This window comes from Mucilaginibacter rubeus (genome assembly GCF_003286415.2).
GTDB classification, from domain to species: Bacteria; Bacteroidota; Bacteroidia; order Sphingobacteriales; family Sphingobacteriaceae; genus Mucilaginibacter; species Mucilaginibacter rubeus_A.
Genome location: NZ_CP043450.1, coordinates 1769629 through 1791195, shown reverse-complemented (window position 1 = coordinate 1791195; position 21567 = coordinate 1769629). Strand labels below are relative to the sequence as shown.

The following is a 21567-nucleotide window of genomic DNA, read 5'->3' as shown; positions in this document are numbered from 1 at the left end:
GCAAACTTATCTGCTATCCTGAGCAAACTCAAAAAAATATAAGCTTATAACAGCTCTTTAAGCTCTGCGAAATTACTGATGGTAGCTACCATGCCATCGGGCACAACGCCAAAACCGTAATTGGCAAATATGAAAGGTACCCCGGCTTGTTTAGCAGCGTTATAATCGCCCATGGTATCACCAACATAAACAGGGGCTTTTAACTGATGATCATTAACTACATCTTTAATATTATCGGCCTTAGGGTTTCCTTTTGTACCAAAACACTGGTGGCCCAGGAAATGCGCGTGTAATTGGTTCAGATCCAAAAACAGTTCAATATATCCATTCTGGCAGTTGCTTACAATGTAAAGCTTGTAATTTGCAGCAAGGTATTTAAGTGTTTCTTCCAGTTGAGGATAAAGCTCCCCTCCTTTGGTGTGTAATATTTCCAGTTCGCTGATGCCGCAAAGGGCTTGAACTTCCTTACGTTGTTCACCGTTAAGCTCAGGGAATAGCTTATCAAAAATGGCGTCATAGGTCATGCCGGTGATAGAACGTACACGTTCCTGCGTCATTTCCTCTTTAATATAATCAACTTTGCTTATAGCTGCCTGCCATGCAAGGGCTACGTTAGCAGTGCTATCCCAAAGTGTACCGTCAAGGTCAAAAATTATGCTGTCGTATGTGTTTTTGAGCGAGTCATTCATATCGCCGGCAAAAGTAAGATTTTTTACTCCTGCCGACGATTAGATCAATGTTAATTTCTGAAAGAATCAGAACTGATAATACTTACTGAGCGGTAATCACCCTTATCATGTTATTGAATGTATCTGCAACATAAACTTTCCCAACACCTACAGACATGCCATAAGGAGTTGAGAAACTTGCCTTTGAACCTTCACCATTTGCCAATCCCGAAAAACCGGTACCTGCAACTGTGGTAACCTTTCCAAAAACGTCAACAGCCCTGATAAGGTGGGCAGAATCGCTGACATAAATATTACCCTGGTTATCGGCAGTTAAGCTTATCGGCGTCGTAAAAGTGGCCGTATTACCAGTTCCATCGGTCGACCCTGACGTTCCATTACCAGCCAATGTAGAAACAACTCCATCAGAGGTAATCTTTCTGATCATGTTATTGCCCGAATCCGTTACATACAAATTACCTGAATAGCCAACTATTATGCTGGTAAGCTGTGAAAAACTTGCCGCGGTTCCTGTTCCGTTTGCAGAGCCGCTTACACCCGAGCCTGCAAAAGTAGTTACCACGCCTGCTGAGGTTACTTTCCGAATCTTATAAACATCGGCTACATATAAAATTCCGTTGGCATCTACTGCTATTCCGGTTGGAGAAGTAAAACCGGCAGCAGTACCTGTACCGTCGGCCCCGTTTGCGCCCCCTCCTGCCAAAGTTGTAACCGCGCCTGCAGAAGTTATCTTCCTGATCACTTTTCCTGTGCTTTCGGCAACATATAAATTACCGCTTCCGTCAAGCGTTATACTCACTGGATTATTAAAAGTAGCTGCGGTGCCAATCCCATCGGCATCCCCTTTTTCACCGCTGCCGGCGAAGGTGGTTACTTTACCATCTGAGGTTACTTTACGGATCAGGTTATTGCCGGCATCGGCTAAATAAATATTACCCGCAGCATCATTGATCATGCCACTTGGCCGGTTAAAGGAAGCAGCGGTACCGGTACCATCAGCATTGCCCGGATTTATATCACCGGCCAATGTAGTTACAATAACACTCAACGGTTGAGAAACATCATTAGTGTTCTTTTTTGAACATGAACCTGCAACAAGCAATATTAAAACGCACGGCACAACAGCCTTAAAAACAGATATTCTTTTTTGTTTCATAATATAATTTCAGATCGAGGATCTTTTAATTGGTTTTATAGATGTGTGCAGGTGGCCTAATTTAATTAAAATTGAGAAAAGCCAACTTAATTAAATGCGGATAGTTTGAAAGAAAGTTTCCCAATTCATTCAATACTACCTTTTAAAGATGATTACGATGCTAAATGACCGTTTGTAACAGCTTAAAAAAGTTTTATTTTTTTACTGATCTTATAACGTTTTATCAAATTTTATTTCTACATTTAATTATTCACCCATATCTATTAAAAATTGCGTAAAACTACGTACGCAAAACGGTGAAATCCCTGATTACTTTTTATACAGCGTTGGCTATTTTTGGAGTATAATTTGTATCTGACCACTCAGATGCACTTTTTAAACTTATACCTTGCTTATGAAATTATTTTACCATTTTCTTGTTTTGGTTGCGGCATCACTCATTTTAATAGCATGTGCCAATATGTTTGCCTCAACTCCCGAAAAAAGAGTTAACAGACCTGCAGAACGCAGCGGGATCAATTTAGATAAGGATTCGTTATTTAATTCGGGAACAAATACCAGGGCGGCATTTCCCGATTTTCATTATTACAATATTTTAAGCAAGTATGCTGATGGCAGCAATGAGGCCGGTTATAAAATGCGACCGGTAAACAATTTGTTTGCAGCAGCAAATTATTAGAACCTAAGCCCAATTCAAAGATAATTTAGTTTAATAGTTAGTTAATTAGTTAGGAACAGTTGTAAACAGTCGCTACAGAGATGTACCGACTGTTTTTTTATGATCAGAATTTTGGGAACGAACCCAGGCCAAAAAATATCGCAAACAAAGGAATAGCTAATAAAAAATATGCTTTTGCCAATTGCCTGTCATCGGCGTTACCAGCAACAAATACATTATATAGATCGGCTTTCAGTGATTGAAGTTTTGCTTTCATGATAATAGAATTTAAGTAATTATAAACAGCTTAATTCCAAATACTTATTTAATTTATATAAATCAAGCTTGTTATTATTATGACTGCAGCCGACGGGTTTGGTTTAAAAGAAAATGCCCTTAATTTTTCAATCAAGGGCATCGTTATGTATTTCAGCCAATTATATTATTGGGGTTTATCTTCACTCATTTCAGGATGATAGTGCAAACCTGGGGTAAGCCAGTGTAAAAGCATCACCCTTGAATATCTGTAATTAAACGGAGCAAGGATTACCGCCACCCCTAAAATAATAGTTACGTACAACCACGGATTACTGCTACCTGTTAAAACGCTGATGGCAACTGCCAGCGTAACCATTTCGGCAACGTTGAGCGCATAGCTGGCAAACATGGCCACGTAAAAATAGCCTGGCTCGCGTTCATACACCAGGCCACAGTGCGAGCATGTTTTATGCATCTCCTGCCCTTTAAATTCGTACATGCCGGTAATAAACAAGTCGCCGCGCCTGCAACGCGGACATTTGGCGTTTGCAAAGGCAGACCATGCTGATAATTTATATTTAGGGGTTTCCATATTACTATGATTTATTGTTTAAGGTTTTCTTTCTGAACTCTTCGGGGGTAATTCCCTCTATTTTTTTAAAGAACTTGGTAAAATATGAGTTATCACTAAAATTGAGGTTAAAAGCTATCTCGCTGATGTTAAGCCTTGGATTGGTCAATAACCTTTTGGCTTCAAGCAACGTACGGTTACGGATCACCTCTCCTGCCGAAAGGCCAAGCACATCTTTACAAACCGCGTTTAAATGATTTGGCGTGATGTAAAGCAATTCGGCATAATCTTTAGGAAGCTTCACATCCACATAGTGTTGCTCAATCAGTTTTTGAAAATTGCGAATGAGGGTTTGATTATAGCCTTGCTTTCCAAAATTATCCCCCTTGCCCTGGCAACGGTTAATCAGGATAAACATCTGCAGCATCAGCAGTTTTACCATATCGCTGCCTAATACAGCTGGCTTTTCAACCTCCGCTACAATCTTTTCAAACAGAGAGATTATCTCTGGCAGCTGCTCCGCAGGCAAATCAACTACCTCATCTTTAGGGTTACCGTTCAAAAAATTAAAATTATCGAAGTAGCCCGACCGTAATAAAAACGACTGGATAAACGAGCTTGAAAAGTTGATGATATAACCGTCCACAAAACCCTCAAACTCCCATGAATGTACCTGGCCGGGAACCATAAAGTAGATTTGCCCGGGTTTTACGTCGAAGCTCTCAAAATCAATGGTATGTGAGCCTCCGCCATCGGTAAAGAATACCAGGTGATAAAAAGAGTGGCGATGCGGGAAGAAAAGATTTTTGTGGGCATCCAGGTAAGGCGCAAACCTGCTGATGAGGATTTCGTCCTGCTTTATATCATCGGCAAGTGTGCAAATATCAATTGTTGGAATGCTTTGTAACATGACACAAAACTACACACAATAGCTCTGCCCTTAATGGTACTATTTTTATTTTGTATGGTACTATTCAACGATTAGTAGTTTTTGCTGACAAATCAGGTCCATTTCTGGATGATATCTTCCAAACGCTCAAAAGTAAAAGGCTTGCTCACAAAATCCTTCATTCCTGCCTGGGCGCACTCGCGTTCATTTTCGCTTAGTACATTAGCCGTCATGGCAATAATTGGTGGCGCACCCTCTCCATGTTTTCTCAAAATATGACGTGTTGCCTGTAAACCATCCATTTCGGGCATCTGGATGTCCATAAATATCAGGTCATAATTACATTGCTCAACCATATTAACGGCAGCCAGCCCGTTCTCGGCAATATCAATATTGTATCCTACCTTTTTAAATATCTTACTGGCTATCAATTGGTTCATCTTATTATCCTCGGCAAGTAAAATACGCAGTGGCCTGTATTGAAAAGCCTCCTTTTCATCTGGTTGTATATCAAATTCGGTAGTGCTGTAGGTAACCGGTAAAGGCAGTGTAAAACTAAACAATGAACCTTCCGCTTCTTTACTTTCTACCCAGATGCGGCCATGCATCATTTCAACAAGCTTTTTGCAGATAGATAATCCAAGCCCCGTACCACCATATTTACGCAATGCGGTGGTATTTACTTGAGTAAATGGTTTAAACAATTGTGCCAGCGCCTCCTCGCTTATCCCAATTCCATCGTCTTTTACGCTGAAAGTAATTTCCTGTATATTATTCCTCGCCTCAGATGCCGTGACCTTTAGCTTTACCGAACCCTCATCTGTAAACTTAATGGCATTCCCGATTAAATTAACCAGGATCTGTTGGAGCCTGCCATGATCTACTATCACATAATTAGCTACATTGTCATCAACCAGGTAAGTTAACTTTAAAGGTTTATGCAGCGAGGTAATGGCTGGTTCGGTAATTTCAATAACTGTTTTTATACAGTTACGAAGGTTTGTAGAAACCGGGTGAAGTATCAACTTGTCGGCTTCTATTTTTGAAATATCAAGAATATCGCTGATGATATTGATGAGCAGGTTACTGCTTGATTGCAAAGTTTGAAGTAACTCCTGTTGCTCGGGCTGCAAATTGGTACGGGACAGCAGTTGGGCGGTACCAATAATACCATTAAGCGGCGTACGAATCTCGTGGCTCATATTGGCCAGAAAGTTTGACTTGGCAAAGGTAGCCGCCTCGGCCTGGTCACGCGAGGCCGAAAGTTCAATTTGTGAGGCCTGTAACTCTTCGCTTTTATGTATCAGGTCGCGCTTGTCGGTTTCATGGCTTTTTTTGATGAAGCCTACCAGTAAGCCAACTATTAAAACATTGGTTACTGCAGATGTTAACAGATCGGATTCTCTTGATGCCGAACTATCATATGGTTGTACTAAACCGGGGATGTGTTTCTCAATGTAGTAACATCCCAGGAAGATAGCGATCAACGCCCCGATAAAAATATAATGGTAGCGCTTTTTAACCAACAGGGTTATCAGCACGATAAAGAAAACTCCTGAAAGTGTTGTGGATCCGCCGATGCCGCCATTATAAAACCAGCCGGGAATAATTGCAGCGAGGCCAAAACAAATATAAATTACAGCAACATCTTCTTTATATTTTACACACCGGCTCCTGTAAAAAGCCCAGCCCGACATCAGGATAACAAAAAGCTGAACAAGCTCAAGTTTATAGCTTAACCCCAAAAACAAATTGCAGATCAGCGAAAAAACACTGCTTACGCAAATGAATAATGAGAGTGCATTAAACAGCTTATTCTCCAGCGACAAATCAGGCTTACCATAGCCAATAATCTGCTTCAGCTTTTCCATTTAAAATAAAAAATTAATTAGAGAGGAACCCTTTATACTCAAAAACGGAGAGTTCTGTTTAGTAAATAAAGTATTTTTCGGGAAATCTTTAAAACTTTAACGAGTAAAAAAGCAAAAAATAGGGCATTATTGTCTAATAATTAATTAAAAAAAACCTTGTAATTATTAAGCAATGCCAAACCATTATTTTAACGAAAAACAGGGTGGCCAAAAACAAACAACACACCCATCAAGCGAGGGGTGTGCTGCTGATTTCCACAGAAAATTCTTTAGTAAGCGCTGGCGACAGTCAATGCTTCTATAGTTTCACCGCTCAGCTTCAAACTGGCAGCTTTGGCAAACTCATTAAGCTGATCAAGATTGGTAGCGCTTACAATAGGTGCTGTTACACTTGGCCTTGCTATTAACCAGGCCAAAGCAATTGCCGATTGGCTGGTATTATACTGCGCTGCAGCCTCGTCAAGCGCTTTCAAAATCCTGAAGCCACGCTCGTTTAAATATTTTTTTACCATACCGGCGCGGCTACTTCCCTGCAAATCTTTCTCCGAGCGGTATTTACCGCTTAAAAAACCGCTTGCCAACGAAAAGTAGCTAATAACGCCAATATTTTGATCCTTAAGAAAAGGCTCGTAAGTGGTTTCGTACTTTTCCCTGTCAAACAGGTTATATTCGGGTTGTATCGTTTGGTATGAAATTAATCCTTTCTCAACGCTCACCTTTAATGATTCATGCAGGCGCTCTACCGACATATTTGAGGTACCGATAGCTCGAACCTTACCATCCTGTACCAACTGGTCATAAGCGCGCAGCGTTTCCTCTACAGGGGTAGATGGGTCATCATAATGAGTTTGATATAAGTCGATATAATCTGTTTGCAGCCTTTTCAATGAATCTTCGGCGGCTTTGATGATGTAGTCCTTTTTCAAACCCTTTCTTTCCGAATCCATTTCCGAACCTACCTTTGTGGCAATGATCACTTGATCGCGTTTTCCGCTTTGCTTTAACCAGTTGCCAATTTCAGTTTCTGATTCTCCGCCTTTATTGCCTTCTACCCATCGGGAGTATACATCGGCAGTATCAATAGTATTAAAACCGGCATCTAAAAACGCATCTAATAAAATGGCTGTATCATTACCTTTTACAGTCCAGCCAAAAACGTTACCGCCAAAAACCAATGGCGCGGTATATAGTTCGGATTTGCCTAATTCACGCTTTTCCATATTATGTTATTTTTTATAAAAAGATGAATTAAGTAGCATTTGTTTGTCAGCAAAATGAAATAAGAGTATGCTTATTTGTAATAAAACTGAATTAAAAACGACAATGCATCGCCTAAAACTAAGTACATTTGCCCCTTGTTAATTTAATATAATGGCTAAAGTTTCTATCAACCTGGCAACAGGCTCATTGCAAAAAGAAGAGATCATTGTAGGAATCGATCTGGGTACCACCAACTCGCTGGTAGCATTCATCAACCCGGATAAAAATCCGCAGGTAATTAATGATGCTGGTAAAGGCGTTCTGGTACCTTCTGTAGTGCATTTTGGCAATACCGGCGATGTATTGGTAGGAAACGAAGCAAAAGAGTTTTTAATAACAGATCCGCAGAATACCATATTTTCGGTTAAACGCTTATTGGGTCGCAGCTACCACGATATTGAAAACTACAAAGACTTTTTTAGCTATAAAGTAATTGATGACGATTCTGAAAGCCTGGTAAAGATCAAAGTTGGCGATAAATTTTATACGCCTATAGAACTATCGGCCCAGATATTAAAAGAGCTTAAGGCCCGTGCCGAGCATGCCCTTAAAACCCCTGTTAACCGTGCGGTAATTACTGTACCTGCTTATTTTAACGATTCGCAGCGCCAAGCTACCCGCGATGCTGGTAAGCTTGCCGGCCTTGATGTTTTACGTATAGTAAATGAGCCTACAGCCGCAAGCTTGGCTTATGGCATAGGCTTAAATCCCGAAGAAACAAAAACCATTGCCGTTTATGACCTTGGTGGCGGTACGTTTGACGTATCAATATTGCAAATACAGAACGGCATTTTTGAAGTGCTTTCAACCAATGGCGATACCTTTTTAGGTGGCGACGATTTTGACCGCATTATTGTTGACTACTGGATTGAAAAAAATCAGCTTAACAAAGCCGAAGTGCTTGCCAATACCGAACTGGCACAGCAACTCCGTTTAAAAGCAGAAGAGGCGAAAAAAGCTTTTGCTCACCAAAGCATGGTCAACGATAAAATTGGCGATATCTGGTGTACGCTTGACCGTACTACTTTTGAGCAACTGATATTACCCAAAGTACAACAAACTATAACCAGTTGCCAAAACGCGCTTAGTGATGCTAAACTAACTATCGATCAGATTGATGAGGTAGTTATGGTTGGTGGTTCAACCCGTACAGCATTGGTTAAACGGATGGTTGCCGAGTTTTTCGGTCGCCCGGTGCATGACGATGTAAACCCCGACGAGGTCGTTGCTTTGGGAGCTGCTATTCAGGCCGATATTTTGGCCGGAAACCGTAAGGATATTTTACTGCTTGACGTTACCCCTCTTTCTTTGGGTATTGAAACTATGGGAGGCCTGATGGATGTGATCATCCCCCGAAACTCTAAAGTACCAACCAAAGGTGGCAGGCAATACACCACTTCTATTGACGGACAGGTGAACATGAAAATTGCTGTTTACCAGGGCGAGCGTGATCTGATCAAAGAAAACCGTAAATTGGCCGAATTTGATTTAAAAGGCATTCCTTCGATGCCTGCAGGTTTCCCTAAAGTTGATATTAACTTTTTATTGAATGCAGATGGGATCCTTACCATTCAGGCTATTGAACTTCGCTCGGGCGTAAAACAAGAAGTTGAAGTAAAACCAACTTACGGTATTACTGATGAACAGGTAGAGCAAATGTTAATGGACAGCATTACCCACGCTAAAGATGATGTAAGCCAGCGTATGCTGATTGAGGCACGTACCGAAGGCGAACAAATGGTTTATACCGTTGAACGCTTCCTGCAGAAAAATGCCGACTATGTTTCCATCACTGAAATTGCAGATACAACAAAATTAGTTGAGAAACTCAAAGAAGCCTTAACCAGCGGCGATAAAGACCTGATTTTAAAGACCATCGACGAGGTTAACGAATTCACCCGTCCGTTTGCTGAACGATTGATGGATCAGGCTATAAGCACGGCTATGAGAGGCAAAAGTATTGAATAGGCACAAATATTGCTGATCAACCCAAAAATCTTAAAATTTGAAAAGGACAATATCTGCTTTAGCCCTGTTTATTTTTATTGCCGTAACCAATACGGCCTGTGCCACAACCCGTAAACATTTCCGGGATACTTCTGATAAAGCGTCAATGCTGGATACTTTAAAGTACGATTCGTTGATGAAAAAACTGGCCAATGGCGATAAAAGCGGACGCTGGCCGGTAAAAACTAAAGAATACCCTTTGCAAGGTGCCATTTTACCGTTTAACCGCATTATAGCTTTCTACGGCAACCTTTATTCAAAAAACATGGGCGTGCTGGGCCAATACCCACGTAAAACCATGCTCAATAAATTAAAAGAAGAGGTAAAAAACTGGGAGAAAGCCGACACTTCAACCAACGTGGTGCCTGCCTTGCACTATATATGTGTAACAGCCCAGGCCGATGCCGGTCGTAATGGCCTGCATAACCTACGGATGCCCTTTAGCCAGATAGATACTGTGATTAGCTGGGCAAAAAGTATTAACGCCCTTGTATTTTTAGATATACAGGTTGGCTTCAGCACAGTACAAACCGAATTGCCTTTGCTGGAGAAATACATGAAGATGCCTAATGTTCATTTAGGTATCGACCCGGAATTTTCTATGAAAGAAGGCAGTGTACCCGGCAAGCGCATAGGTACATTTGATGCCGATGATATTAACTATGTGACCGGCTATTTAGCCAAACTGGTAAAAAAGAACGACCTGCCACCCAAAATATTTGTGGTTCACCGCTTTACCAAACGGATGGTGACCAATTACAAGGATATTAAACTAAGACCTGAAGTGCAGGTGGTTATGGATATGGATGGTTGGGGTGGCCCTGAACTAAAAAAGGGAACTTACAAATATTTCATTTCTGAAGAGCCTGTTCAGTTTACCGGCTTTAAGCTTTTTTATAAAAACGACTTAAAGAACGAGCCTCACAGAATGCTAACCCCTAAAGAAATATTGAGCCTGAAGCCCGCTCCTATTTACATCCAATACCAGTAGGCATTTAACATTGAGATAAAATAAGTTTCATAGATTTAGCCAGACTAAGCTTTATTTATGAAACTTGTATTTAAAAGCGCCTCTTTCTTTTTCTTCATTTTATCGGCAAATTTCGCTTTTGCTCAAAGCGGGGCACCCGCCGTTAACAGTACACTTAACAGGCAAAACATGGATTTGCAGACGGGCCAGCAAACAGCCTTTTCTATGTGGACGTATTGGAACAAGGATGATAAAGGCACTAACAATCCAGAGTATACTTTTCTGGTAACCTTGCTTAACGGAACAAAGAAAGAAGTTAAATCCAGAATTTATGTAGATGACTATGCCCACAAAAGTTATCTCGTGTATATCGATCAATCATTATCAAAAGCGGATACAAACCGGGAGCAAACAATTTATCCGAAACAAACCATCGAAATAGCGCGTGATATTACACCTCCATCAACTAAGAAATCATCTCAGGTTGCTGCTGTACCTAATTATTATAAAGGCATTGCTAAAGATAGCTGCTGGATGTTCAAGTTCATAAGTGGCCCTATCAGCGCGTACTCGCTTTTAAGTGAGCCGGAAGGAAAAATATTCAATCCCAAATCAATAGTTGCTATTCAGCTTAACAATGGGCCAATTATTGAATATAACCAAGAAAATTTAAGAGGGATGGTTGGCGACGATCCTGATGCTATTGAAAGCATCCAATGGAAAAATTATCTCCAGGCAATAAAGAGGTATAACCGGAATCATAAATAAAAAAAAGCAAGCTACAAGCATAAAAAGAAAATCCCCGGTTGCCCGGGGATTTTCTTTTTATTTTCCTAAAGCTTCCTGTTCTTTCAGGGCGGCTATATTATTGCTGTCGCTGTAGTTTGCGGTTTGATTGGCAAAATCTTCGAGGATGGCCGCTATAGTATCCAGATTATCAGATACCCGCTGGTGCATATCAGGCAGATCTTTTTCAAGGCGTTTATCACCCAGGTCAATATTATCAACTTCTATCTTAGCTAACTTAGTGATGATAGCCTGCTGGCTATTTTTCAAGTCTTCCAGTTCATGGACAATTTTTTCCATCAGTCCAAACTTCTTTAACTTATCCATAATGTGTGGTTTTTAATTATTACTTTATAAATCAACCACCCTATTAAAAAATTGTTTCAGATTTGGAATTGCAATCTATAACTAATAATTTAGTTAAACTAAATGCTTAGTTATGAAAAACCTGCTTATAACCCTATTCCTTACCTTATCAATATTGCAAATACGTGCCCAGCAAACGGCCAATGATTCGCTCCTGCTCGATTATTATCAAAACCAGCGCTTCGCCGATGCCGCCGACTATCTCAAAAAAACATACCCCGAGCCTGTAACCGACCTTAAAGTATTAGCTAAACTTGCCTATACTTCAAAAATGGCCTCTCGCCTACCCGATGCCGAAAACTACTACCAGCGCATTTATGATGCTGATACTGCCAGTCTGCCCAACCTTTATAACATGAGCGAGATCATTAAAAGGCGCGGCAATAATAAAAAGGCCATAATATATGTAAAGAAAATCCTGCTGAAGGATACAACCAACTTTGATGTTTACAAACAACTGGCTGACCTATCGCAAAATTTAGGCGATGTAGAAGGGAGCCTCATTTATCTGCAAAAAGCAAACAAGATCAACCCGCTTAATCCTGATGTTGCTTATGACCTGTCATCCTTTTACATCAACCTTAAACTATATGTCAATGCCGAAATTATAATTGATAAAGCCTTAGTGGCAGATACAGCCAATTTGTTGCTACTGAAAGGTAAAGCACAGGCTTCCTACGCGTTAAAAAAATACCCGGTAACTATTGAAATTACTAAGAAACTAATAGATGCCGGAGAATTGGCCGGCAGCATTGTATCCATGCGGGGCACCTCCTATTACATGACCGCCAACTATCCCGATTGCATTAAAACGTTTAAAATACTGGAAGACAACCAAACCGGCACCGAGGCTTCCTTTTACTACACGGCCATGAGCTATAAGGCTTTGCATAACAACACAAAAGCGATCATATATTTAGACAAGGCCATTGAAGAAGCCACATCTACGGGCATAGGCTCCTATTACAGCGAAAAAGGCGATTCGTACGACCGCCTGCACCAATTGAAAAATGCCGTTGAGGCATACCAGAAAAGTTTGCTTTATAAACCAGACCCGATTACTTATTACGCTCTCGCTACCCTGTATGATACCGAACTAAAAAACAGAGCAACGGCTATTAAATATTACAAAAAGTACCTGGCAAGCAAACCGAAAGATTCTCAGAAAACCTATATAGCTTATTCCAGAGAGCGCATTAAATCATTAGGGATTTAACGTTGCATTAAGCGGGCAACGTATTTGCCTATGATATCAAACTCAAGGTTAACCTGGCTGCCAACCTTCACATTGTGCAGGTTGGTATGCTCAAATGTATAAGGGATAATAGCTACAGAAAAACTATTGGCATGTGAATTAACCACGGTTAAGCTTATACCATTAACACAAATAGAGCCTTTCTCTACCGTAACATTGCCGCTGGAGGCGTCATATTCAAAAGTGTATTCCCAGCTGCCGTCAAGTTCTTTAAAGGCGGTGCAAACAGCTACCTGATCAACATGGCCTTGAACTATATGGCCATCAAGGCGAGCATTCATTTGCATGCAGCGCTCCAGGTTTACAGGGTCACCGACTTTAAGCTGGGAAAGATTGGTCTTGTTTAAAGTTTCTTCAATAGCAGTCACTACGTGTAAACCATCTGCTAATGCTACCACAGTAAGGCAAACACCATTGTGGGCAACAGATTGATCAATCTTAAGCTCATGTGATATTGCCGACTCGACAGTAATATTGAGATTACCTTTTTCCTGTTGCAGATCAGTGATCTTACCTAAAGTTTCTATAATTCCTGTAAACATATGCCTCCCGGCCCAAAAGGGCTATTTTGATTGGCATCAAAGCTAAACTATTTTGCAGTATGGTTTGTCAGCAGCAAATGAAATTATTTGAAACTTGAGAACAGGTCCTTCCGCTTATTACGGAGGTCTTTACCGCCTTCCAATACCGATTTCAAGTTGGCGAGATAAAATGTCCAGCCAAGCTGGCATTGCACATAAAGGTTTTTCTCGGGGTCGGTTTCTTCAGGAATATTTTCTTGTACCAACTCAACAATAACAACACCTAATTTGCAGGTTATGGAAACACTCACAACTGTTCCCCCGGTAAAGGTAAACTTGACAAAATCGGCTCCGTTAGCTTCCAATATCTGGCCATTTTCAACAGTGGTATCATCATAACCATGCCAATACCAGGTATAAGTATCCTCTTTTTTAATAAACTCCTGCGGTTCGCGCTGACGACCGGCTATCGCAAAAAAATCGGCCTTACGTAAAAACCAGGTTTCAAGGCCTTCAGGAGTGGCCCAGGCTTCATACATACTGCGTACATCTGTGTCCACATCAGCAGTTACTTTAAATTTGCTCCATCTGTCGTCTGCCATGATAAATTGTATATAGGTTCGGGGTGTTTATATCAAAAATAACAATTTAAATTAAGGCTTTCATTAACTTGCCTTTAAATCTTAAACATGCCCAAACAAAGCGCCGGAATTTTATTGTACCGCAAAACCGCACAAGGACTACAAGTATTTCTTGTACATCCGGGCGGACCATTCTTTAAAAACAAGGATGTCGGTTCATGGTCGATACCCAAAGGGGAATATCTGCCCGATGAAGATCCGCTCGCAGCAGCAAAGCGCGAGTTTCAGGAAGAAACCGGTCAGGAAATATCAGGCGATTTTATCGCGTTAAGCCCTATTAAACAAAAAGGTGGCAAAACAGTACAAGCCTGGGCTATTGAAGGAAATATCGATCCAGAAAAGATTAAGAGCAATACGTTTGAAATAGAATGGCCTCCCCGCTCGGGCAGGAAACAAGCTTTCGATGAAATTGATCGTGCAGAGTGGTTCAATATCCCAACTGCAAAAATAAAGATCAACCCTGCCCAGGCAGCATTTATAAATGAATTAGAAGCGACTATTTAATTAACAGCCCCAGCTATCATCGAATTGTAACCAATAATAAACTCTTAACTCTTATTTAGCAGCCCACCTGTAGGTTTTCCTGGAGCATTTATAACACATGTATTTTTTGAAAGGTAAACCAAACAGAAAAAATTTAGCAAAGGCACTCCTCTTAATACGGCTTAGCGGGGACTTGCATTTACGACAAGTTAATTCAGTTGAACTTGTTGACGTATTAGCTGTAGCCTGGGGTTTTATATGAAACTCAGCAGTCATGTGTTAATTATGATAATTATTAAAGGTTGTAACAATTAACCAATCAACTTAAAAAACAATGCTGCCAAGCCGATGCAATTCGACAAACATTTTTATACCAAGTCAACTAATTATTGTTGTGTATAAAAATAGTTACAAAGCATGAATTTTTCATGAACACAGCTTAAAATTATTCCCAAAAAGAATATCCAATAAATGGTCAAAAGATAACTCATTACGTAAACTTTACAAATAACTCGGAATATGAACGATAATAAGCAGCTATAAAACAAAAATACCCCTGGTTTTACCAAAGGCATTTTATACTATAAATATAAGCTTATCAATTATGGCTTGGTTGGTGCTGGTGCACCTGGAGCAGGACCTCCCGGCGGCGGACCTGGTTGACCACCTGGACCAGGACCCATTCCCGGGCCACCCGGACCTTTTCCGTCTGGTACCATCACTTCCGGATGAGCTGTACCACGGTGGCAGGTATTGCAATTAACACCGCTCTGCATGATCATGCCTAACGAATCTTTTTTAGCATGAAAATACTTCTGGTTAATTTTGTTCATCATTTTAAACATGTCGCGGGCCATTTCCTTTTCAGGTTTTGCATCGCTTGTCCAATCCATCTTTTTAGTTTCTTCATTACGGGCGTGGCAAAAGTTGCAATGTACCCCTAATGAATGCGACCAATCTTCCATAACCTTGTGCAGGTTCTCGCCAGAAATGTTTTTCGGCAATACTTTAAGATTTTTAAAACCTTCGTCCTGTGGTTTAGTAGTGGTCATAGCACCAAATACTATTATGGATAACAGGCCGAGCGTAACTAATAGTTTTTTGTTCACAGGCATAATTGTCATGTTTAAGTCATCTAAATTAACTTATTGATTTTAATGTTGCAACATTTTCAGGCAAATGATTGAATTATTCACGGTAAATTCATAATTCCTGAATGGCGGCTAAAGCCTAAGCAACTGATTTACTGATAAGTTTTTCGCTTATCTGCCACAGTTTTTCCTGTGCAGCCCAATCCTGCGCTATGGGCGATGTTTTAGCAAGCTTCTTCTTTTTAAAATAACGACCATTAAATTTATCCAACCCGGGTTCCGTTGCAAGGTATATTGAAGTTTCGGCCCCTTGTTGAGAAGTGATCATAAACGGCCGGGCCATCTTCATCAATACTTTATCAAAACCTTTGAGTCCTTCAATAAAACTACTGTTCACAACACCCGGATGGAGGGAAAATGCCAGAACGCCCTTATCAGCAAATTTTTGCGCAAGCGATTGGGTAAAATAAATATTAAACAGCTTAGCCATGCCGTAAGCTTTAAAAGAGGAATAATTTTGTGCCGATTGAAGATCGTCAAAATTGGGCTTGCCTATTTTGTGCCCTTCAGAACTTACATTGATAATACGAGCTTGCCCCCGCTCAAGCAGTGGCATCAGACTTGTAGTTAGCAAAAAATGGCCGAGATGATTGGTTGTGAAAGTCATTTCAAAGCCGTCTTTGCTAACCCGTCTTTCGCTAAAACCAGCTCCGGCATTATTGATAAGGATATTAATAGTTGTCAGCTTCTGAGAAAGCTCAATCGCGGCTTCACGAACACTCTGCAGGTCAGCCAGATCACATTTAATCACGGAGACGTGCTTGTTACCCGTTTTCGCAATAATTTCCTGTTTAACAGCCTCGCCTTTAATAATATTACGAACCAGCAGGTAAACCTCATGATCCTGCGCGGCAAGCGCCATGGCGGTTGCCTTTCCGATGCCGGAAGTAGCCCCGGTAATTACTGTTGTTTTTATTGGCATAAGCCTTTCAAGATCGGTTGATGCTGATTGACAAGACAGCTTTTTCTGTTATTGAAATGCCCGGATAATGGAGTTTTTACTCAGTTGTCCTCTATCCTTCCGAAACTTACGAAGTTTTTGAAACTTCGTAAGTTTTATCATAGCTGGTGTGTAATGCAGGCGGCCTACTTTTGCATCACCATTACACCATTCATAAGCAGGGTGCTGCCGCCATCGGCAACAATGTTATATACTTTTTGTACACCGCCTGCATGCTCAGTTTTTTGTAATACAGTAAAAGCCTCGTATTTGCCGGTTTGCTCATTCAGGCAAAGTACTTCCTGCCCGGTTGCCACCTCGCCTATTTTCACATTGCCTTGTTTGGTTAACATAGGATGATTAGGAGTGGCTTGTAATACTTTGCTGTTTAGTTTCACCTGTGTACCTGCCGTTGTATTTTTTGTTTGTGCCGATACTAAAACCAGTTGGGTGATGGCGTAGTTTTTAGCTTCATGAGTGGTTAACTCTTTCACCTTAACCACCATATTCTTTTTAGTAGCCGGATCAACCGAAATCACTTCATCACCGCTCTTTACCGCCTTTAGCATTTTTTTATCGCCATTGGCCATGGTAACCAACTCTTCACCCGGAAAACAAATATCATTGCCATAAGTAGCAGCTTCCTCTTTCATGTCCTTGCCACCGTTAAGCACCTTGTACTGCTGGAAGCTTACTTCCTTTGACAGCACGTAAGATAGTTTCAGGATAAAATTTTGCTCCACTTTATTAATGTTATCAATATCCTGAAAATACTGCTCCCAAACTTTGGCATCGGCAGTAAAGTCCGGTACTAAAGCTTTGTAAAGCTTACCCTTTTCGTTGGTATAAAACACCATCAGGCCAATTTCCTGCATCCCCTCTTTGGCAATTAGCTTATAGAGGTCTATACGTTTTTTCAATCCATCCGATCCCGTAATGAAATAAGGCTTGCGGCTTTCATACCGGTCAAGCACGTACGTATTTTCGAACTTAACGTAGGTATCATTGTCGAGGTTAGCTATAGTGAAAGTTTGCGCCTTTTTATACTCATCCATAGTAAGCGGACGAGGGTTTACAGTTTGCGCCTGAGCAAAATAAAGAGATGAGCTTAGTAATAGTGTTAATGTTAGTTTACGCACTTTGTTTTAGAGATTAGAGGTTGGAGATTAGTGATTAGGAGTATGGTTAGAGATTAAAAGTTAGGAGCATTTGTATAAAATAATTGGAACCTAACCTCTGATCTCTAACCTCCAATCACTTAAGATAATTGTTTAAACGCATCGGCGAAGGCTTCCATTTCGTCCATACGGCCGATGCTTACGCGGCACCAGTCTTTGCCGTTAAATTGCCAGTTACGTACGCCTACGCCGCGCTTCATCATTTCACCAACAAATTTTTTGCCGTCCATTTTTAGCGGGAACATCACAAAGTTTGCCGATGAGGGGATGTATTCATAACCTTCTTTTTTAAGTACCGAATACAGATATTCCTTGGAAGCATTTGTTTTTTGAAGAGCATCCTTTAAAAAATCTTCTTCGCGATACGCCGCAATTGCGCCTGCGATGGTAGTGGCCGCCAGCGAAAAACCCGTTGTATACATCGATAGGGTTTTAATGGTATCAGGCTGGGCAATTACATAACCGCAGCGTAAACCGGCAAAGCCATACAATTTTGAAAAAGTACGAGCAACAATTACATTATTTCCGGCTTTCACAGTGCTGATCATGGTACTGGCTTGTGGGTCGGGCAGGTAATCGATATAGGCCTCGTCAACAAAAACTGTCGTTTTTTTAGATACACGCTCACAAAAGGCTTTCAATTTGGCTGTATCCAATATGGTAGCCGTTGGATTGTTTGGATTGCAGATATATACCAGACCGGTGTTGCTGTCAACCTTGGCTTCCATCGCGTCAAGGTCAAGCTTATAATCGGCAGTAAGTGGTACTTTTATCCACTTGCCTTCCAGTTGCTGCGCGTGTGATGGCAGATCATCATAAGACGGGTCGCCGGTAATGATGCTTTTACCGCCCTTACTGTAATGTATGGCAGCGGCCAGCAACAGTGGCGACGAGCCCGATTCCATCAGGATATTGTTATAGTTAATCCCCTCATACTGGGCTATTTTATTATAAAGGGTACCCTGGGTCATGAAAGGATATTGATAGCTTTTATCAATAGCATCCTGAATAGCCTTTTTAGCAGCCGCTGAGGGGCCAAAAGGGTTTTCGTTGGCCAGCAATCTTGCTTTCAATTCAAAGCCGGCATTCGTTACGGCTTCCTGATCGGTTAAACTGCGGCTCAATGGTTTAAATACTCTGGCCGGCATGGCTGCCAGCTTACCAATTGTTCCTGAAAAAAAGGCCAGCCCTCCGGCCATAAATGCGCTGGATTTGATCCAGTTTCTGCGGTTAATTGTGCTTGACATGGTGTGGTGGTATTTAATGTTTTGTAACGTCGTTTTATTTTTGAACCGGGTACTGGGTACGCTGGTCGGTAACTCTGGCGTGTATAGCGGCAACCGTACTTCTGGCCGATTCAAAAGCCCCGGCCATCCAGGCATTAAGGTATGTCAAATGCTCGCCTGCAAAATAAACCTGCTTATCGGGTTTTAACAGTACCGGGTATTGTGTTTTACGGGTTTCGGTAGTATAAACCGCCCATCCGCCTAAATTGTATTTGGTTTTATGCCAGCTAACCGAAAACGAGTTTTCAAACTCCTGATCATATTGCGGGTGGATTAGCCTGCCTTTTTCAAGCGCGAACTTCTCCCTTTCGGTATAGCCCAAAGCGCCAATCTTCTGCGCTTTTTCATTAAAGTTGTAATATCCAATCAAGATACCTTTTTTTCCTAAATAATCATAGGATGGGTAAAATATCTGCGTTAAATCATTGTTAGTGTGTGTTATACCACCGTAGATATGCTCATCCTCTTCCCAAAACCGACGCTTAAACTGCAACCCTATTTTCCCGGTTTGGTTATAGCTGATATAATCAATAGCACGACTAACATCGCCGCTAAAGTTATTGCTGATATTACTCAAAACCGGCAGCGGAATGGTACAGATACACAGGTCGCCATTTAATATATGTTCACCCATTGCATCTTTGTAAGTGATCTTAACACCATTCGCCACGTTATTGATAGCTGTAACCTCCGCTCCCATTTTTATAGATGGCACTACCTTCTTTTCTAACGCCTTAGCAATCTGATCCATACCGCCAATGGCTTGAAACATGGTCATCTGCAGCTCGTAGGTATACTCGGCCACATTATAAAAATCCGGATCCATTAAACCGGAATGCAGCAGATCAGCCAATTTATGCGGATCGGCAATTTTACCCGGCTTATCCCCTGCTCCAGGCGATTCCGTATAACCACGGCGTGCAGATGCTTTGTATAGCTTATCAATATCCAGTCCGCCTTCGGCTTGCAGGTATTCGATTATCTTTTCGCCGTCTTCTTTGGTAAAGCTACTATCAAGGCCTCCGTGATCAATGCTTTTAGCCATCATTTCGGTCATGTAACCGCGGATATCGTTATGTACCTCCCTTACCTTAATTTTTTTGTTGGATAAAGGCCCCTTGCCCTCAGCAAAGTAATAAGCGCCTTCGTTCACGTTATTATAAACCTGGATAGGCACACCCAATTCTTTGCAATAGTGCAGGCTAAGTTCATGATTATGCGGTATGCGTGACGGACCGGCATTAAAGTATTGCCCTGTATCAAAACGGGCGGTAGCTGTAGGCTTATCAATTTCGGTATTGGTACTGCCATTACGAATGCTGAAACAGCGCCCACCGGTACGCTGCCGCGCTTCCAGGATGGTACATTGATAGCCCAGCTTGCCTAATTCATAGGCACAGGTCATGCCAGCTAATCCGGCCCCTAAAATGATAATGTGTTTTCCTTTGCCGCTGCCCTCGAGATTAAAAGCATGGGCAGGCGCGGATTTTAATAAACCAAGCGCAAGCATGGCCGGGTAAGCTCCGCCAGCCAGCATGGCACCTTTTCCTAAAAAGTCCCGGCGGGTAATAGTTTTCAATAAGCGCGTATTTATGTTTTACAATCAACTCTGCTTTAAATATAGTTTTTTGTTTGCTTTTATATTAAGCGCAGATCAACTTTTGTTAAGGTTTTGATGAAATTAACCAGGTTATTTAAGTGGTTGCCGAATTAATGTTAAGATATGATTGCCGGTAGTGTTTAGTTAAAATTATCAATTTAATTAAGGGTATTTGCGTTAGGGATAGTAGCGGATACCGTCCGTCAGCTGACGGATAATGCCTGTGTAGTATGAGCGGATAGCCCGGCCGGAGGCAACGCCTTCATAAAAATTAGAGGTTGGAAATTAGACCTTAGTTGATCTGTCATGTGCGTTAGTTTTAATATAGATTACGAATGTCTCTGCCTTTCGATTTGAGAATAAATAATTTTAAATAAAAAATCCTGAAATCATAAAAATCCGTTTAATCCCCGGTTCAGAATTATGGGCGTTGCCTCCGGCCGGGCTATCCGCTCATACGCCTGCAGGCCTTACGCTCATTGGCCGGTATCCGCTACTATCCCTAACGCGGGTTTGAAGATGAGTAGTAAATAATTGGCGGAGAATGGATACCTCACCTCTCCTCAATCCCCTAACCTCTCCACCCAAACGTTAAAATCTGTTAAAAAGTAAAAATAAATTTGCTTTACTACGATTAGTTCGTAGATTTACGAAACAATCGTAAATATAATGGAAAAATTATCGCAACAAGAGGAAGAAGCAATGCAGGCAGTGTGGCAATCGGGCCAGGGATTTATCAAGGATTTTTTAGATCAACTGGCCGAACCTAAGCCACCCTACACTACTCTCGCTTCAACCGTAAAAAACCTGGAACGCAAAGGATTTTTAAAAAGCGAAAAAATGGGCAACTCTTTTCGTTACCTGCCCCTAATACAGGAAGAGGAATATAAAAAACGCTTTATGAGCGGCTTTGTGAGCAATTACTTCCAAAACTCTTATAAAGACCTGGTTACGTTTTTCGCCAACGAAAAAAAGATCAGCGCTACCGACCTGAAAGAGATCATTAAACTCATTGAAAAACAATAAACCTT

General features: G+C 41.2%; 22 protein-coding genes. 7 read left to right on the top strand and 15 right to left on the bottom strand.

Translation table 11 applies throughout. The features are described from left to right. Positions 1–44: 44 nt before the first annotated feature. On the bottom strand, positions 45–689 hold the full coding sequence (locus DEO27_RS07320; protein ID WP_112571662.1) for an HAD family hydrolase: 645 nt from the start codon (positions 687–689) through the stop codon (positions 45–47). Positions 690–771: 82 nt separating this feature from the next. Continuing rightward, complete coding sequence (locus tag DEO27_RS07315) at positions 772–1845, bottom strand: hypothetical protein (RefSeq protein WP_112571664.1); 1074 nt, start codon at positions 1843–1845, stop codon at positions 772–774. 394 nt (positions 1846–2239) lie between these two features. Here DEO27_RS07315 and DEO27_RS07310 point away from each other — a divergent pair, with 394 nt between their 5' ends. Further along, on the top strand, positions 2240–2524 hold the full coding sequence (locus DEO27_RS07310) for a hypothetical protein (protein ID WP_112571666.1): 285 nt from the start codon (positions 2240–2242) through the stop codon (positions 2522–2524). Positions 2525–2627: 103 nt separating this feature from the next. On the opposite strand, the gene DEO27_RS31355 is transcribed toward DEO27_RS07310, so the two are convergent. The 5 genes from DEO27_RS31355 to DEO27_RS07290 all read right to left on the bottom strand — a co-directional run bounded on the left by DEO27_RS31355 (position 2628) and on the right by DEO27_RS07290 (position 7312). Beyond that, positions 2628–2780 carry a hypothetical protein gene (locus DEO27_RS31355; RefSeq protein ID WP_158603985.1) on the bottom strand — a complete coding sequence of 51 codons (153 nt, stop codon included), beginning with the start codon at positions 2778–2780 and terminating at the stop codon, positions 2628–2630. Positions 2781–2945: 165 nt separating this feature from the next. Then, positions 2946–3353 carry a DUF983 domain-containing protein gene (locus DEO27_RS07305; RefSeq protein WP_112571668.1) on the bottom strand — a complete coding sequence of 136 codons (408 nt, stop codon included), beginning with the start codon at positions 3351–3353 and terminating at the stop codon, positions 2946–2948. 4 nt (positions 3354–3357) lie between these two features. Continuing rightward, positions 3358–4242, bottom strand: coding sequence for an AraC family transcriptional regulator (locus DEO27_RS07300; protein WP_112571670.1), 885 nt, complete (start codon positions 4240–4242; stop codon positions 3358–3360). A 92-nt stretch (positions 4243–4334) separates the two neighbouring features. Further along, entirely contained in the window at positions 4335–6092 is a 1758-nt protein-coding gene (locus DEO27_RS07295; protein ID WP_112571672.1) for an ATP-binding protein, read from the bottom strand. A 269-nt stretch (positions 6093–6361) separates the two neighbouring features. Continuing rightward, positions 6362–7312: an aldo/keto reductase gene (locus tag DEO27_RS07290; RefSeq protein ID WP_112571674.1), complete on the bottom strand. Its 951-nt coding sequence runs from the start codon at positions 7310–7312 to the stop codon at positions 6362–6364. A gap of 151 nt (positions 7313–7463) precedes the next feature. Here DEO27_RS07290 and hscA point away from each other — a divergent pair, with 151 nt between their 5' ends. The 3 genes from hscA to DEO27_RS07275 are packed head-to-tail and all read left to right on the top strand — an operon-like array spanning position 7464 to position 11097. After that, complete coding sequence (hscA, locus tag DEO27_RS07285) at positions 7464–9320, top strand: Fe-S protein assembly chaperone HscA (protein WP_112571676.1); 1857 nt, start codon at positions 7464–7466, stop codon at positions 9318–9320. 37 nt (positions 9321–9357) lie between these two features. After that, positions 9358–10350 carry a hypothetical protein gene (locus DEO27_RS07280; protein ID WP_112571678.1) on the top strand — a complete coding sequence of 331 codons (993 nt, stop codon included), beginning with the start codon at positions 9358–9360 and terminating at the stop codon, positions 10348–10350. Between the two features lie 57 nt (positions 10351–10407). Next, positions 10408–11097, top strand: coding sequence for a hypothetical protein (locus tag DEO27_RS07275; protein WP_112571680.1), 690 nt, complete (start codon positions 10408–10410; stop codon positions 11095–11097). Between the two features lie 57 nt (positions 11098–11154). Here DEO27_RS07275 and DEO27_RS07270 read toward each other — a convergent pair whose 3' ends face one another. Continuing rightward, positions 11155–11442 (bottom strand): hypothetical protein, encoded by a 288-nt coding sequence (locus DEO27_RS07270; RefSeq protein ID WP_112571682.1) that lies wholly within the window; start codon positions 11440–11442, stop codon positions 11155–11157. 112 nt (positions 11443–11554) lie between these two features. Here DEO27_RS07270 and DEO27_RS07265 point away from each other — a divergent pair, with 112 nt between their 5' ends. Beyond that, on the top strand, positions 11555–12697 hold the full coding sequence (locus DEO27_RS07265) for a tetratricopeptide repeat protein (protein ID WP_112571684.1): 1143 nt from the start codon (positions 11555–11557) through the stop codon (positions 12695–12697). Here the strand turns inward: DEO27_RS07265 and DEO27_RS07260 are convergent. Both DEO27_RS07260 and DEO27_RS07255 read right to left on the bottom strand, forming a co-directional pair. Continuing rightward, the gene (locus tag DEO27_RS07260) at positions 12694–13278 is read right to left on the bottom strand and encodes a riboflavin synthase (protein WP_112571686.1); all 585 of its coding nucleotides are present in this window, start codon (positions 13276–13278) and stop codon (positions 12694–12696) included. The two genes, DEO27_RS07265 and DEO27_RS07260, sit on opposite strands and share 4 nt — an antisense overlap. 83 nt (positions 13279–13361) lie before the next feature. Further along, positions 13362–13859: an SRPBCC domain-containing protein gene (locus tag DEO27_RS07255; protein ID WP_112571688.1), complete on the bottom strand. Its 498-nt coding sequence runs from the start codon at positions 13857–13859 to the stop codon at positions 13362–13364. A gap of 87 nt (positions 13860–13946) precedes the next feature. On the opposite strand from DEO27_RS07255, the gene DEO27_RS07250 reads away from it, so the two are divergent. Then, positions 13947–14402: an NUDIX domain-containing protein gene (locus DEO27_RS07250; protein WP_112571690.1), complete on the top strand. Its 456-nt coding sequence runs from the start codon at positions 13947–13949 to the stop codon at positions 14400–14402. Positions 14403–14983: 581 nt separating this feature from the next. Here DEO27_RS07250 and DEO27_RS07245 read toward each other — a convergent pair. From DEO27_RS07245 to DEO27_RS07225, 5 genes are all read right to left on the bottom strand, one after another. Beyond that, complete coding sequence (locus tag DEO27_RS07245; protein WP_112571692.1) at positions 14984–15496, bottom strand: c-type cytochrome; 513 nt, start codon at positions 15494–15496, stop codon at positions 14984–14986. A 115-nt stretch (positions 15497–15611) separates the two neighbouring features. After that, the gene (locus tag DEO27_RS07240) at positions 15612–16454 is read right to left on the bottom strand and encodes an SDR family oxidoreductase (protein ID WP_112571694.1); all 843 of its coding nucleotides are present in this window, start codon (positions 16452–16454) and stop codon (positions 15612–15614) included. 164 nt (positions 16455–16618) lie between these two features. Further along, positions 16619–17611 (bottom strand): Hint domain-containing protein, encoded by a 993-nt coding sequence (locus DEO27_RS07235; RefSeq protein WP_146750040.1) that lies wholly within the window; start codon positions 17609–17611, stop codon positions 16619–16621. Between the two features lie 119 nt (positions 17612–17730). Continuing rightward, positions 17731–18897, bottom strand: coding sequence for a pyridoxal phosphate-dependent aminotransferase (locus tag DEO27_RS07230; RefSeq protein ID WP_190295346.1), 1167 nt, complete (start codon positions 18895–18897; stop codon positions 17731–17733). A gap of 34 nt (positions 18898–18931) precedes the next feature. Next, positions 18932–20515, bottom strand: a complete 1584-nt coding sequence (locus DEO27_RS07225; protein ID WP_223818184.1) for a flavin monoamine oxidase family protein — start codon at positions 20513–20515, stop codon at positions 18932–18934. A gap of 690 nt (positions 20516–21205) precedes the next feature. Here DEO27_RS07225 and DEO27_RS07220 point away from each other — a divergent pair. Further along, a complete protein-coding gene (locus tag DEO27_RS07220; protein WP_112571700.1) occupies positions 21206–21562 on the top strand; it encodes a BlaI/MecI/CopY family transcriptional regulator in 357 nt (118 codons plus the stop codon). Positions 21563–21567: the final 5 nt, after the last annotated feature.